The 13,653-nt window shown below is 71.5% G+C and carries 13 protein-coding genes; 12 read left to right on the top strand and 1 reads right to left on the bottom strand.

All coding sequences use genetic code 11. From position 1 onward, the window contains the following. Positions 1-47: 47 nt before the first annotated feature. A complete protein-coding gene (locus WQO_RS05970; RefSeq protein ID WP_010057124.1) occupies positions 48-1,082 on the bottom strand; it encodes a LacI family DNA-binding transcriptional regulator in 1,035 nt (344 codons plus the stop codon). Positions 1,083-1,216: 134 nt separating this feature from the next. Between WQO_RS05970 and WQO_RS05965 the strand changes: the two genes are divergently transcribed. From WQO_RS05965 to WQO_RS05910, 12 genes are all read left to right on the top strand, one after another. Next, positions 1,217-2,476: an MFS transporter gene (locus WQO_RS05965; RefSeq protein ID WP_010057125.1), complete on the top strand. Its 1,260-nt coding sequence runs from the start codon at positions 1,217-1,219 to the stop codon at positions 2,474-2,476. Between the two features lie 9 nt (positions 2,477-2,485). After that, positions 2,486-3,847 (top strand): Pup--protein ligase, encoded by a 1,362-nt coding sequence (pafA, locus tag WQO_RS05960; RefSeq protein ID WP_010057126.1) that lies wholly within the window; start codon positions 2,486-2,488, stop codon positions 3,845-3,847. A 180-nt stretch (positions 3,848-4,027) separates the two neighbouring features. Further along, positions 4,028-5,008, top strand: coding sequence for an FKBP-type peptidyl-prolyl cis-trans isomerase (locus WQO_RS05955; protein WP_010057127.1), 981 nt, complete (start codon positions 4,028-4,030; stop codon positions 5,006-5,008). A gap of 85 nt (positions 5,009-5,093) precedes the next feature. Continuing rightward, complete coding sequence (locus WQO_RS05950; protein ID WP_006123371.1) at positions 5,094-5,465, top strand: FKBP-type peptidyl-prolyl cis-trans isomerase; 372 nt, start codon at positions 5,094-5,096, stop codon at positions 5,463-5,465. Positions 5,466-5,624: 159 nt separating this feature from the next. Beyond that, positions 5,625-6,578 carry a helix-turn-helix transcriptional regulator gene (locus WQO_RS05945; RefSeq protein WP_058953885.1) on the top strand — a complete coding sequence of 318 codons (954 nt, stop codon included), beginning with the start codon at positions 5,625-5,627 and terminating at the stop codon, positions 6,576-6,578. Between the two features lie 13 nt (positions 6,579-6,591). Beyond that, positions 6,592-7,548, top strand: a complete 957-nt coding sequence (locus tag WQO_RS05940) for a helix-turn-helix transcriptional regulator (protein ID WP_010057130.1) — start codon at positions 6,592-6,594, stop codon at positions 7,546-7,548. Between the two features lie 23 nt (positions 7,549-7,571). Further along, positions 7,572-7,910 (top strand): hypothetical protein, encoded by a 339-nt coding sequence (locus tag WQO_RS05935; RefSeq protein WP_010057132.1) that lies wholly within the window; start codon positions 7,572-7,574, stop codon positions 7,908-7,910. A gap of 51 nt (positions 7,911-7,961) precedes the next feature. Further along, a complete protein-coding gene (locus tag WQO_RS05930) occupies positions 7,962-8,159 on the top strand; it encodes a hypothetical protein (protein ID WP_006123367.1) in 198 nt (65 codons plus the stop codon). Between the two features lie 218 nt (positions 8,160-8,377). Further along, positions 8,378-8,674, top strand: a complete 297-nt coding sequence (gene tatA / locus WQO_RS05925) for a Sec-independent protein translocase subunit TatA (RefSeq protein ID WP_010057133.1) — start codon at positions 8,378-8,380, stop codon at positions 8,672-8,674. A gap of 49 nt (positions 8,675-8,723) precedes the next feature. Next, on the top strand, positions 8,724-9,692 hold the full coding sequence (tatC, locus tag WQO_RS05920; protein ID WP_010057134.1) for a twin-arginine translocase subunit TatC: 969 nt from the start codon (positions 8,724-8,726) through the stop codon (positions 9,690-9,692). Positions 9,693-9,710: 18 nt separating this feature from the next. Then, complete coding sequence (locus WQO_RS05915; RefSeq protein ID WP_010057135.1) at positions 9,711-10,604, top strand: diacylglycerol kinase; 894 nt, start codon at positions 9,711-9,713, stop codon at positions 10,602-10,604. Positions 10,605-10,685: 81 nt separating this feature from the next. Continuing rightward, the gene (locus tag WQO_RS05910; RefSeq protein ID WP_029181976.1) at positions 10,686-13,526 is read left to right on the top strand and encodes a DEAD/DEAH box helicase; all 2,841 of its coding nucleotides are present in this window, start codon (positions 10,686-10,688) and stop codon (positions 13,524-13,526) included. Positions 13,527-13,653 lie beyond the last annotated feature (127 nt).

The following is a 13,653-nucleotide window of genomic DNA, read 5'->3' as shown; positions in this document are numbered from 1 at the left end:
CCGAGCGACGCTCGACCGTGCCCCCGGGTCCCGGCTCGGGGGCACGGTCATGCCCGGGCGGCGGGCGGGGGCGCCGTGGAGCCGCGTACGACGAGCTGGACCGGCAGACCGCCCTGCCCGGCGGGCCGGCCGTCCAGCACGGCGAGGAGCGCCTCCATGCCCCGCTCCCCGACCTGCTCCGCCGGCAGCCGCACGGTGGTCAGCTCCGGCTCCAGCGCGGTGGCCAGCGCCAGATCGTCGAACCCGGTCACCGACAGCTCGTCCGGCACCCGCAGCCCGAGCCTGCGCGCCGCCTTGCAGGCCCCGGCGGCCAGGATGTCGTCGTCGCAGACGATCGCGGTGGGCCGCTCCCCGGCGGCCGCCAGAGCCTGTTCGGCCGCTTCGCGCCCCGCCCCCACGTCCAGCGGAGCCCGTACCGTACGCACCGTCGCGTCACCCGCCGCGCCCAGCGCGTCGTGCAGCGCCTCGGCGCGCACCGCGAACGTCCAGGTGTCCACGGCGGACGCCAGATGCAGGAAACGACGGTGGCCGAGCCCCAGCAGGTGGTCCGTCACCTGCCGCATCCCGTCCGCGATGTCGAGGTTCACATGGGCGGCGGGCCCGGTGCCCGAGGGGTCGCTGTCCAGCATCACGAGCGGCAGATCCGCCCCGTGCAGCGCGTCCAGCGCATCGGCGGCCATCGAGGACGCGATCACCCCGTCGAGCGCGGCCCGGGCCGAGGCGAAGGGGTCCCGGGCCGGGCCCGTGCCGTCCGGCGACGGGTAGAGCACCACGCCGAAGTCGTGCTCGGCGGCGAGCGCCGCGGCCCCCGCGTACACCCGGGCGAAGAACTCGTTGGTGAGCGCCGGGACCACCAGCAGCGCCGTCCTGGTGCGGCCGAGCCGCAGGCTGCGGGCCGCCAGATTGGGCCGGTAGTCGAGCTCCGCCGCGGCCTCCCTCACCCGCTGGGCCGTGACCTCCGACACCCGGCCCGGCCACTTCCCGCCGAGCACCAGGGAGACCGTCGCCTGGGAGACACCCGCCGCACGGGCCACGTCACGACTGGTGGGCCGGGCGGGGACGGGCTGCTGCGCGCTGGTCACTCGTGCCTCCGTGCGGGACGTCTCCGTACGCCGCGGGGTGGACCCGCGAACTGCGCACATGGTACGTATGAACCTCGACGTTATACGTAACACTTCGGTGGGCGCACGGTCGGCCGGGGCGGAGAGGGGCGGGAATGGCCGCAGGATATCTGGACATCCTCCGGGCGCGGCATGCCGCCCGGCTGCTGACGGGCACCCTGGTGGGGCGGCTGCCCAACGGCACCGCCCACATCGCGATCGTGCTGTTCACCCGGGCGGAGGGCGGCAGCTACACCCTGGCCGGCGCGCTCGCCGCCGCGTACGGCCTGGCCACCGCCGTCGGGCAGCCGCTGCTCGGCCGGGCGGTGGACCTCTACGGGCAGCCGCGCGTCCAGCTCCCGGCCGCCGTGCTCTCCGCGCTCGGCATGTCCCTGCTGGCCCTCGCCGGCCTCGGCTCTCTCCCGCTGGCCTACCTCGCCGTCATCGTCGCCGGAGTCGCCACCCCGCCCCTGGAGGGCGGCCTGCGGGCCCTGTGGCCCAGCGTCCTCAAGGGCGAGGGGCAGGTGCACCGGGCCTACGCCATGGACGCCGTGGCGCAGGAGATCATGTTCACCGTCGGGCCGCTCCTGGTGACGCTGCTCGTCTCGCTCTGGTCCCCGGCCGCCGCGCTGCTCGTCATCAACGCCATCGGCGTCCTCGGCGCCCTCTCGGTCGTCCTGTCCGAGCCCTCCCGCACCTGGCGCTCCGCGCCCCGCGAGGCGCACTGGCTCGGCGCCCTGCGCTCGCCCGGACTCCTCGCGCTCCTCGGCGCGTTCTTCTTCGTCGGCCTCGCGCTGGGCTCCATCACCGTGGCCGGGGTGGCGTACGCCGACGACCACGGGCGCGAGTCGGTGTACGGCTGGCTGATGGCCGCGCTCGGCCTCGGCGCGCTGATCGGCGGACTGGCATACGGGGCGCGGCAGTGGGCCGGCGCCCCCGAGAAGCGGCTGCGGGTCATCGTCGGACTGCTGGCGCTGGGCTATCTGCCGCTGACGCTCACCCCTTCCGTGCCCGTCATGACCGCCTTCGCCGCCCTCGCCGGCGTCTTCCTCGCCCCGGCCATCGCCTGCTCCTTCATCGTCGTCGACCGGCACGCCCCGCGCGGCACGGTGACCGAGGCGTTCTCCTGGCTCGTCACCACGTTCGGCGTAGGCGCCGCGGCCGGCACCGCCGTCGCCGGACCGGCCGTCGAACTCGGCTCGACCGCCTGGAGCTTCGCCGTCGCGGGGGCCGGGGGAGTGGCGGCTCTGATCGTCCTGCTGGCCACCGGAAGGGTCCTCGCAGCTCCCGCCCGTACGGCTGCCGTCGTGACGGGATCGGAAAATGATCGAAACGGTGCCGTCGAACCCGGTTTCAGCTCGGGCCATAAGGCGTAATGTTCAGTCATGGACCGCCGCATTTTCGGGCTGGAGAACGAGTACGGCGTCACGTGCACGTTCAGGGGACAGCGCCGACTGTCACCTGACGAAGTGGCGCGCTACCTCTTCCGCCGTGTTGTGTCATGGGGCCGCAGCAGCAACGTCTTCCTGCGGAACGGCGCCCGCCTCTACCTCGACGTGGGATCGCATCCGGAATACGCAACCCCGGAATGCGACAACGTGACCGAACTGGTCACCCACGACAAGGCCGGCGAGCGCATTCTCGAAGGCCTGCTCGTCGACGCCGAACGCCGCCTGCACGAGGAGGGAATCGCGGGCGACGTCTATCTCTTCAAGAACAACACCGACTCGGCGGGAAACTCCTACGGATGCCACGAGAACTACCTCGTGGCCCGGCACGGAGAATTCTCCCGGCTCGCGGACATCCTCATCCCGTTCCTCGTCACCAGGCAGCTGATCTGCGGCGCCGGCAAGGTGCTCCAGACCCCGCGTGGCGCGGTCTACTGCGTCAGCCAGCGTGCCGAGCACATCTGGGAGGGCGTCAGCTCCGCGACGACCCGCTCCCGGCCGATCATCAACACCCGTGACGAACCGCACGCCGACGCCGAGCGGTACCGCCGCCTCCACGTCATCGTCGGTGACTCGAACATGTCCGAGACGACCATGCTGCTCAAGGTCGGCGCCACCGACCTGGTGCTCCGCATGATCGAGGCGGGCACGGTGATGCGCGACCTGACCCTGGAGAACCCGATCCGGGCGATCCGCGAGGTCAGCCACGATCTCACCGGACAGCGCAAGGTGCGCCTGGCCAGCGGCCGGGAGGCCTCGGCCATCGAGGTCCAGCGGGAGTACTACGAGAAGGCCGTGGACTTCGTCGAGCGCCGGGGCATCCGCACCGGCACCGTCGACCAGGTCCTGGAGCTGTGGGGCCGCGCCCTGGACGCGATCGAGGCCCAGGACCTCGACCGGATCGACACCGAGATCGACTGGGTCATGAAGTACAAGCTCATCGAGCGGTACCGGGCCAAGCACAACATGACCATGTCGAACCCGCGGGTCGCCCAGATAGACCTCGCCTACCACGACATCCACCGTCGCCGCGGTCTCTTCTACCTCCTGGAGAAGAAGGGGCAGACGGCCCGCATCTGCAACGACCTGAAGATCTTCGAGGGCAAGTCGGTGCCCCCGCAGACCACCCGGGCGCGGCTGCGCGGCGACTTCATCCGCAGGGCCCAGGAGCAGCGGAGGGACTTCACCGTCGACTGGGTCCACCTCAAGCTCAACGACCAGGCGCAGCGCACGGTGCTGTGCAAGGACCCGTTCCGGTCCGTGGACGAACGGGTGGAGAAGCTCATCGCCGGCATGTGACCGGTCCGCCCGCGCGGAGCCCACGGGACTCGCGGAACCCGTGGGACTCGCAGGAAAAGGGACACATTGTACGCCGGGGCCGGTCGCCCCGGCGTACAGCCGTGTCGGTACTCGTGATGCAGCTGGGGCGAAGTCGTAGAGTGGCGGGAGTGCCCGGAGCCCCCTACGCGAGTTGGACTGATGATCCCCACGAAAACTGCCCGGCGTGTCGCCGCCGTCCTGGCCGTGCCCGCTCTGCTGATCACCGCCGCCTGCGGTTCCGATTCCAAGGACGACGCCGCCCCGAAGAACTCGGATCCCGTCGCCAAGGTCTCCGGGAAGTTCGGCGCCGAGCCCAAGATCGAGATCGCCAAGGACGCCAAGGTCTCCGACAAGGTCGTCGCGAGCGACGTCTCGACCGGTGACGGCGCCGAGGTCAAGAAGGGCGACATCGTCCGTCTGGACTTCGCCGGAAACATCGAGGCCCTCGGCTCCACCTGGGCCCAGCGGCAGGGCGCCGACCCGAAGGCCCCCCGCGCCCAGGTCGTGCAGGAGGTCGGCACGCAGGGCCAGATGCTGCCGACCAAGGTCGCGGACGCGCTGACCGGCCACAAGGTCGGCAGCCGGGTCCAGGTCGAAGGGACGGCCGAGGCGATCGTCGGCGAGCAGCTGAACCCGCAGTCCGGGATCAAGCCCACCGACCCGCTGGTCTGGGTCGTCGACATCGTCAACGCCAAGAAGGTCGACAAGAAGGGTGAGGTCAAGGGGGACCAGGCCGCCAGTGAGGCCGGGATGCCCGAGGTGAAGGCCGCGTCGCAGAAGGCCGCGACCATCACCATCCCCAAGGGCGAGAAGGCCCCGAAGGACCTCAAGGAGCAGGTGCTCATCAAGGGCGACGGCGCCGCCGTCAAGGCCGGCGAGGGCCTCGTCGTCCAGTACACCGGGGTGAAGTGGGAGGACGGCAAGAAGTTCGACTCCTCCTGGGACCACGGTGGCGCGAGCGCCTTCCCGATCGGCGTCGGCGGCGTCATCCAGGGCTGGGACAAGGGTCTGGTCGGCAAGAACGTCGGCGACCGCGTCCTGCTGACGATCCCGCCGAACCAGGCCTACGGAGCCGACCCCTCCAACCAGCTCGCCAAGAACAACCTGGTCTTCGTCGTCGACATCCTCGGCACGGTCTGAGACACCTCTCGGTACGGTCCGGGCGACGGGGCGACTCGTGCAAGACTTGTGGGGTTTTCCCCAAGATTCTTTTAGGAGCAGTTCAGTGAGCATCGAGAAGCCCGAGGTCGACTTCCCGGGCGGCGAGCCGCCGGCCGATCTGGAGATCAAGGACATCTGGGAGGGCGACGGCCCGGTGGCCCAGGCGGGCCAGACCGTCTCCGTCCACTACGTGGGCGTCTCCTTCTCCACCGGTGAGGAGTTCGACGCCTCCTGGAACCGCGGCACCCCGCTGCAGTTCCAGCTCGGTGCCGGCCAGGTCATCTCCGGCTGGGACAAGGGCGTGCAGGGCATGAAGGTCGGCGGCCGTCGCCAGCTGACCATTCCCGCCCACCTCGCCTACGGCGACCGCGGCGCCGGCGGCAAGATCGCCCCCGGCGAGACGCTGATCTTCGTCTGCGACCTCGTCGCGGCCTGATCCCGTTCCGCTGTACGCCTGAGGGCCCCCGCCGCGCGGCGGGGGCCCTCGGTGCTGTCCGGAGGCCCCCACCGCGCTCCGGACAACGGCCCGGCTTTGGATCCCCACACCCCGGGGCGGTACGGTCGACCGTCGTAGAGCACCGGAGAAAGGGCGTCGATGGCGATTGCCAAGGCCGAGCGGTTGATGAACCTCGCGCTGTGCCTGCTGGGGACCCGGCGCCCCCTGAGCAAGCGTGAACTCCGCGGATCCATCGAGGCCTACCTCGAGGCGGGCTCGGACGACTCCTTCAACCGGATGTTCGAGCGCGACAAGGACGATCTGCGCGAGCTCGGACTCGTCATCGAGACCGTCGAGAATCTCGACGGCGACACCGGCTACCTCGCCCGCCGCGACAGCAACCGGCTGCCCCCCATCACCCTGGACGCCGAGGAGGCCGCCGCCCTCGGCCTCGCCGCCAAGGTCTGGCAGCAGGCCCGCCTCGCCGGGGCCGCCAGCGGCGCCCTGCAGAAGCTGCGCGCCGCGGGAATGCCCGAGGCCGAGGACGACTACGAGGTCCACAGCGCCCTCGAACCCCGCATCCCCGTCCACGAGGCCGCCTTCGAGCCCCTGATGCTCGCCTGCCGCGACCGCCGCCCCGTCACCTTCGACTACCGGAAGGCCAACTCCGCCCGCGCCGAGCAGCGCCAGGTCGAACCCTGGACCCTCGAATGCTGGCGCGGCCACTGGTATCTGGCCGGCTGGGACCGCGAGCGGGGCGCCGAACGCGTCTTCCGGCTCTCCCGCATCACCGGCAAGGTCCGCTCCCGCGCCGGAGCCTTCAGCGCCGAGGTGCCCGACGTGGTCACGGTCCGCGAGACCGTCGAGAGCTGGGCCGGCGAGACCGCGACCCGGACCGCCCGGATCAGGCTCCGCGCCGGAGCCGGCTACCCGCTGCGCTCCCGCGCCACCGCCGTACGGGACCGGGGCGACGGCTGGGACGAGCTGGAGATCCCGTACGGACACGGCCTCGACGCCTGGCTCGTCGAGTTCGGCCCGGACGTCGTCGTGGAGGAGCCCGCCGACCTGCGGGCCGATGTGGTGGACCGGCTCCGAGCCGTGGCCAAGGACTAGGGGAGCCGACACGATGGCCACGAACGCGATCGACCAGACCCGCCGCATGCTGTCCCTGGTGACGTATCTGCGCGAGCGCCCCGGCGCCCACGTCCAGGACGTGGCGCGGGCCTTCGGGATCACCGAGGACGAGCTGATCTCCGACCTCGACGTCCTGCCCATGTGCGGCACCAGCTTCCGCGGCGGCGACCTCCTCGACATCGACACCGACGGCGACCGCATCTGGTGGCACAACCCGGACGACGTCGCCGAGCCGCTCCGGCTCGCCGCCGACGAGGCCACCGCGCTGCTCGTCGCCGCCCGCGCCGTCGCCACCCTGCCCGGCCTGCGCGAGAGCGACCGGGACGCCCTCGTCCGCGCCACCGCCAAGCTCGAGACGGCCGCCGGCGAGTCCGGCGCCGCCAGCTCCCGGCTCTCGGTGACCTTCGAGGCGGAGGGCGGCGTCTTCGCCGACGTCGACCGGGCCATCTCCGAGCGCCGCCGGCTCTGGCTGCGCTACTACTCGCCCGCGCGCGACGAACTCACCGAGCGCGAGGTCGACCCGATCCGGCTCTTCGCCGTCGGCCACACCTACATGGAGGGCTGGTGCCGGCTCTCCGAGGCCCGCCGGACCTTCCGGCTCGACCGCGTCGCCGAGATCCGCCTCCTCGACGCCCCCGCCGCCCCGCCCGAGCTGGAACTGCGCGACCTGTCCGCCGGTCTGGTCCAGCCCGCCGCCGAGGACCCGGAAGTCGTGATCGAGGTCGGCACCGGCGGCCGCTGGGTCGCCGAGTACTACCCGCACGACCGCGCCGAGGAACTGCCCGACGGCGGCCTGCGCATCACCCTGCGCACCCCCGACCCGGCCTCGCTGCGCCGGCTCGCCCTGCGGCTCGGCGGCGACGGCCGCATCGTCGCCCCGCCGGAACTCGCGGACAGCGCCCGCGAGGCCGCCCGCGAGGCGCTCGCCGCCTACGAGGACGCGGTCTGAGGGCCCGGGGGAGGGAGACGACGATGAACCGGACGCTCCTGTTCCCGGCCGCCGCCGGAGTCCGCCCGGAGGCCCCACCCGGCACCGGGATACGCCCGGCGCCCCGGTCCGCCGCCGGTCCCGTCCCCGTGCCGGTCCCCGCCGCCGTCCGCTTCCGCGCCGCCTGCCCCGACTGCCGGGGGCGCTTCGAACTGGCCGCCGCCGCACTGCGCCTCGCGATCGGCGCCACCCGCCGCACCACCTTCTACACCTTCACCTGCCCCGAGTGCGGCGCCTCGGTCCGCAAGCCCGCCGGGGAGCGCATCATCGAACTGCTCACCGGCGGCGGCGTACGGACCCTGCGCCTCCACACCGCCCTGTAGCGCCCCGCCCGCCGCAAGCCCGCGGGAAGCTCGTAGGAAGAGGCACCCCCTATGTTCTGGCCCATGCTCGCCATCGCCCTCGGATTCCTGGGCATCGCCGTGCTCGGCGTGCTCGGCATCAAGGTCTTCGTCGAGGCCCAGCGCCTCGGCCGGCAGGTCACCGACACCACCGAGCGCATCAACCGGGCCTCGGAGGACCTGGAGCGGGCCGCCACCCGGCTCGCGGCCACCGGTGACGGCCTGCGCTAGCGCGCCGGGGGCCTGATGCCCCACGGCACAGGGGGGTACGCTGCATGGGTCGGCCCAGGCAGGGAGGTGCGGGGCCGCAAGCCGGAGTACGCACGGGCATTGCCTCGCGTTTACCCCTGCGGGTTACGATCGCTGCCAAGCGCAACGATCGGACGTATGCCCGGTCGAACGGGTAGCGAGCCCACCCCCCAGCCGCCTCAGTGAGAAGGAAGTCGCACATGATCGGCAATCTGAAGCCCCTCGAGATCGTTCTGATCATCGCTGTCATCCTGTTGCTCTTCGGTGCCAAGAAGCTCCCCGACATGGCGCGCTCGCTCGGCAAGTCGGCCCGCATCCTCAAGAGCGAGGCCAAGGCCATGAAGAAGGACGACGCGGCGACCGCGGCGCCCACCACGGAGACCGTCGACGACACGGTCCCGCCGCAGTCCACCACCGCGCGCACCATCCAGGCCGCGCCGGGAGACGTCACCAGCTCCCGCCCGGTCAACGAGGCCAAGCCCACCACCCAGAGCTGACCGCCGACGCGCTCCGCCGACAGCCGCCGCACGAGACGAGGGAAGTGGGTTGCTCAAGTCTGCCCGCAAGCAGGAGAAGGACGACGAGGGGCGGATGCCTCTCCTCGATCACCTGCGTGAGCTGCGTAACCGGCTGCTGAAGGCCGTGCTGGCGATCGTCGTGGTGATGATCGTCGCGGCGTTCTACCAGAAGGAGATCTACGAGTTCCTTCTGGCCCCCATCCAGGAGTCCGTCGGCTGCAAGAACGGTGTGGTCACCACCGTCGACGGCAAGTCCTGCGCCCTGCTGAAGACCGACACGCTGATCGGACCGTTCACCAACGCGCTCAAGGTCGCGCTGATGTCCGGTGTGCTGCTGGCGACCCCGGTCTGGCTCTACCAGCTCTGGGCCTTCATCGCCCCGGGGCTGCACAAGGGCGAGAAGCGTTACGCCTACGCCTTCGCCGTCGTCGGCGCACCGCTCTTCCTGTCCGGCGGCTACCTCGCCTACGCGATCCTGCCGCAGACCGCCGAGATCATGCTCGGCTTCAGCCCGGACGACGTACAGAACCAGATCGGGCTCGACAGCTATCTGGACCTGCTCGTCCGCATGGTGATCGTCTTCGGGCTCGCCTTCGAGCTGCCGCTGCTCCTCGTCGCGCTGAACATGACGGGTGTGGTCTCCGGCAAGCGGATGCTGGGCTGGTGGCGCGGCATGGTCGTCGGTCTCACCGCCTTCGCGGCCATCGCCACCCCTGGCGGCGAGCCCATCTCGATGCTGCTCCTCGCCGGGCCGCTCGCCGTCCTCTACTTCATCGCCACCGGCTTCTCGCTGCTCAACGACAAGCGCCGCAACCGCAACAACCCCGACGCCGAGCTCAGCGACGACGAAGCCTCGGAACTCGATCTGACGCCCGAGCCCGTCGGCCGCGTGGAGAACGTCTCCTCGTCCTCCCGCCCCGCGCTGCCCGGCCAGAACACCGGTGAGGCGGACGGACCCGGATCGCACCGGCTGAACGGTTACGACGACATCACCTGACCTTGTAGGGTCCGGCGGGTGACCAGCGAGATCACCCTCTTCGTCAATCCCACCGCGGGACGCGGCCGGGGCGCGCACGCCGCGCAGCCGGCCGCTTCCGCGTTGCGGGACGCCGGATTCTCCGTCCGTACGGTGCTGGGCGAGGACGCCGAGGATGCCCTGCGCCGCGCCCGCGAGGCCGTCGCGGCGGGGACCGGGGCACTGATAGCCGTGGGCGGGGACGGGCTGATGTCCCTCGCCCTCCAGGCCGTCGCCGGGACCGCCACCCCGCTTGGGGTCGTCGCCGTCGGCACCGGCAACGACTTCGCCCGCGCGCTGGGGCTGCCGATCCGCGACCCGGCCGACGCCGGACGGCTGGCCGCACGGGCCCTCAAGGACGGCGGCCATCGCGAGATCGACCTGGGACGGGTCGGGGACCGCTGGTTCGGCTCCGTCCTCGCCTCCGGCTTCGACTCCCGGGTGAACGACCGGGGCAACCGGATGCGCTTCGTCGGCGGCCGGTTCAAGTACGACCTCGCGATCCTCGCCGAACTGGCCGCCTTCAAGCCGATCCCGTACCGGATCCGGCTCGACGCGGGAGAGGTCCGCGAGATCGAGGCGACGCTCATCGCGGTGGGCAACGGGACCACGTACGGCGGGGGCATGCGGATCTGCGCCGACGCGGAGATGGACGACGGGCTCTTCGACGTGACCGTGGTGGGGGAGTGCACCCGCACCGAGTTGCTCAAGGTCTTCCCGAAGGTCTACAGGGGCACGCATCTGGACCACCCCGCCGTCACCGTGCACCGGGTCTCCTCGATCGAGCTGGTGGCAGCCGGTGTCACGGCGTACGCGGACGGCGAACCGATGGGTGCGCTGCCGCTCACCGCCACCTGTGTACCGGGGGCCGTGCGGGTGCTCACCGGGCCCTGACCGGCGCCGAGCGGGTGGAAGCCCAAGGGGATTTAAAGATCGGGCTGACTGTCGGAGGTGACGGGTAGGCTCGTAGCCAAGATGACAGAGGACCTCTCACCAGCTGAGCGATACCAGGCATCCCGCGCCCGTGCGGCCGAGATGGCGACGGCCCTCGGGCCCTTCCGGGAGATGTACGACTTCGGCCTGGACCCGTTCCAGATCGAGGCCTGCAAGGCCCTGGAGGCGGGCAAGGGGGTGCTGGTCGCGGCGCCCACCGGGTCGGGCAAGACGATCGTCGGCGAGTTCGCCGTGCACCTGGCCCTGGAGCAGGGCCGCAAATGCTTCTACACCACGCCGATCAAGGCGCTCTCGAACCAGAAGTACGCCGACCTGGTCAAGCGGTACGGCGCGGACAAGGTCGGTCTGCTGACCGGCGACAACAGCGTCAACTCCGAGGCGCCGGTGGTCGTGATGACCACCGAGGTCCTGCGGAACATGCTCTACGCGGGCTCCCAGTCACTCTCCGGCCTCGGCTATGTGGTCATGGACGAGGTCCACTACCTCTCCGACCGCTTCCGGGGCGCGGTGTGGGAGGAGGTGATCATCCACCTGCCGGAGTCGGTGACGCTGGTCTCCCTGTCGGCGACCGTGTCCAACGCGGAGGAGTTCGGCGATTGGCTGGACACCGTGCGCGGCGACACCGAGGTCATCGTCTCCGAGCACCGTCCTGTGCCGCTGTGGCAGCACGTGATGGCCGGACGCCGGATGTACGACCTCTTCGAGGAGGGCACCGACCACGGGGGCCGGGGCGCCGGACGCCGCGAGGTCAACCCGGACCTGGTCCGGCTCGCCCGGCAGGAGAGCCAGAACACCTACAACCCGCGTGACCGCCGCCGGGGCAAGATGGTGCGCGAGGCCGACCGCGAGCGCGAGCGGCGTCAGCGCGGCCGGATCTGGACGCCCGGCAGGCCCGAGGTCATCGACCGGCTGGACAACGAGGGGCTGCTCCCCGCGATCACGTTCATCTTCAGCCGGGCGGGCTGCGAGGCCGCCGTCCAGCAGTGTCTGTACGCGGGACTCCGGCTCAACGACGAGGACAACCGCCGGCTGGTCCGCGAGATCGTCGAGGAGCGGACCGCGTCCATCCCCGGCGAGGACCTCCACGTCCTGGGCTACTACGAATGGCTCGAAGGCCTGGAGCGGGGCATCGCCGCCCACCACGCGGGCATGCTGCCGACGTTCAAGGAGGTCGTCGAGGAGCTGTTCGTCCGGGGGCTGGTCAAGGCTGTCTTCGCCACCGAGACCCTGGCGCTCGGCATCAACATGCCCGCGCGCTCGGTGGTGCTGGAGAAGCTCGTCAAGTGGAACGGCGAGCAGCACGCCGACATCACCCCCGGCGAGTACACCCAGCTCACCGGCCGGGCCGGACGCCGCGGCATCGACGTCGAGGGCCACGCGGTGGTCCTGTGGCAGCGCGGCCTCGACCCGACGGCGCTGGCCGGCCTCGCGGGGACGCGGACGTATCCGCTGCGCTCCAGCTTCCGCCCCTCGTACAACATGGCGGTCAACCTGGTGCAGCAGTTCGGGCGGCACAGGTCGCGGGAGCTGCTGGAGACCTCGTTCGCCCAGTTCCAGGCCGACAAGTCGGTGGTCGGGATCTCCCGGCAGGTGCAGCGCAACGAAGAGGGCCTGGAGGGCTACAAGGAGGGCATGACCTGCCACCTCGGGGACTTCGAGGAGTACGCGCGCCTGCGGCGCGACCTCAAGGACCGCGAGACGGAGCTGGCCAAGCAGGGTGCGGCGCAGCGGCGGGCGGCTGCGGCCTCGTCCCTGGAGAAGCTGAAGCCGGGCGATGTCATCCACGTACCGACGGGGAAGTTCGCGGGTCTCGCGCTGGTGCTGGACCCGGGGCTGCCCGCAGGGCGGGCCAACGGGCATCGCGGCTTCGACCACCACGACGGGCCTCGGCCGCTGGTGCTGACCGCCGAGCGGCAGGTCAAGCGGCTGGCCTCGATGGACTTCCCGGTGCCGGTGGAGGCGCTGGAGCGGATGCGCGTCCCGAAGTCGTTCAACCCGCGCTCGCCGCAGTCCCGGCGGGATCTGGCCTCCGCGCTGCGGTCCAAGGCCGGGCACATCGTGCCCGACCGGCACCGCAAGGGGCGGGCGCCGGCCGCCGACGACCGGGAGATCGCCCGGCTGCGGACCGAGCTGCGCGCCCACCCGTGCCACGGGTGCGACGAGCGGGAGGACCACGCGCGGTGGGCCGAGCGCTACCACCGGCTGCAGCGGGACACCCGGCAGCTGGAGAAGCGGATCGAGGGGCGGACGAACACGATCGCCCGGACCTTCGACCGGATCGTCGCGCTCCTCACCGAGCTGGACTACCTCCGGGGCAACGAGGTCACCGCCAACGGGCGGCGGCTGGCGCGGCTGTACGGGGAGCTAGACCTGCTCGCCAGCGAGTGTCTGCGGGAGGGTGTGTGGGAGGGGCTCAACCCTGCCGAACTCGCCGCGTGTGTCTCGGCTCTGGTCTACGAGGCGCGGCAGGCGGATGACGCGGTCGCGCCGAAGCTGCCGGCCGGTCCTGCCAAGGTCGCCATGGGCGAGATGGTGCGGATCTGGGGGCGGCTGGACGCCCTGGAGGAGGACTTCAAGATCAACCAGACGGAAGGGGTCGGGCAGCGTGAGCCCGATCTCGGCTTCGCCTGGGCGGTCTACATGTGGGCCTCCGGCCGGACGCTGGACGAGGTGCTGCGCGAGGCGGAGATGCCGGCGGGGGACTTCGTGCGGTGGTGCAAGCAGGTGATCGACGTGCTGGGGCAGGTGGCCGCGGCGGCGCCTCGGGATGCGGGGGAGGGGGCGTCCGGGGTGGCGAAGAGTGCGCGGAAGGCGGTGGATGCGGTGTTGCGGGGGGTTGTGGCGTACAGCTCGGTGGGGTGAGCGGTTGGCGTGGCGGGGGAGCGGGGCGCCTGCGGCGGGCTTTTTCCCCTACCCGCCCCTTCCCGAAACCGGGGCGCTGCCCCGGACCCCGCTCCTCAAGCGCCGGAGGGGCTGGAAGGTGGGGCGC

Origin of the sequence: Streptomyces globisporus C-1027 (assembly GCF_000261345.2) — a bacterium.
In the GTDB taxonomy this organism is placed as follows: Bacteria; Actinomycetota; Actinomycetes; order Streptomycetales; family Streptomycetaceae; genus Streptomyces; species Streptomyces pakalii.
Note: the sequence above shows the minus strand (reverse complement) of the source record. Positions and strands in the feature narration are given on the sequence as shown.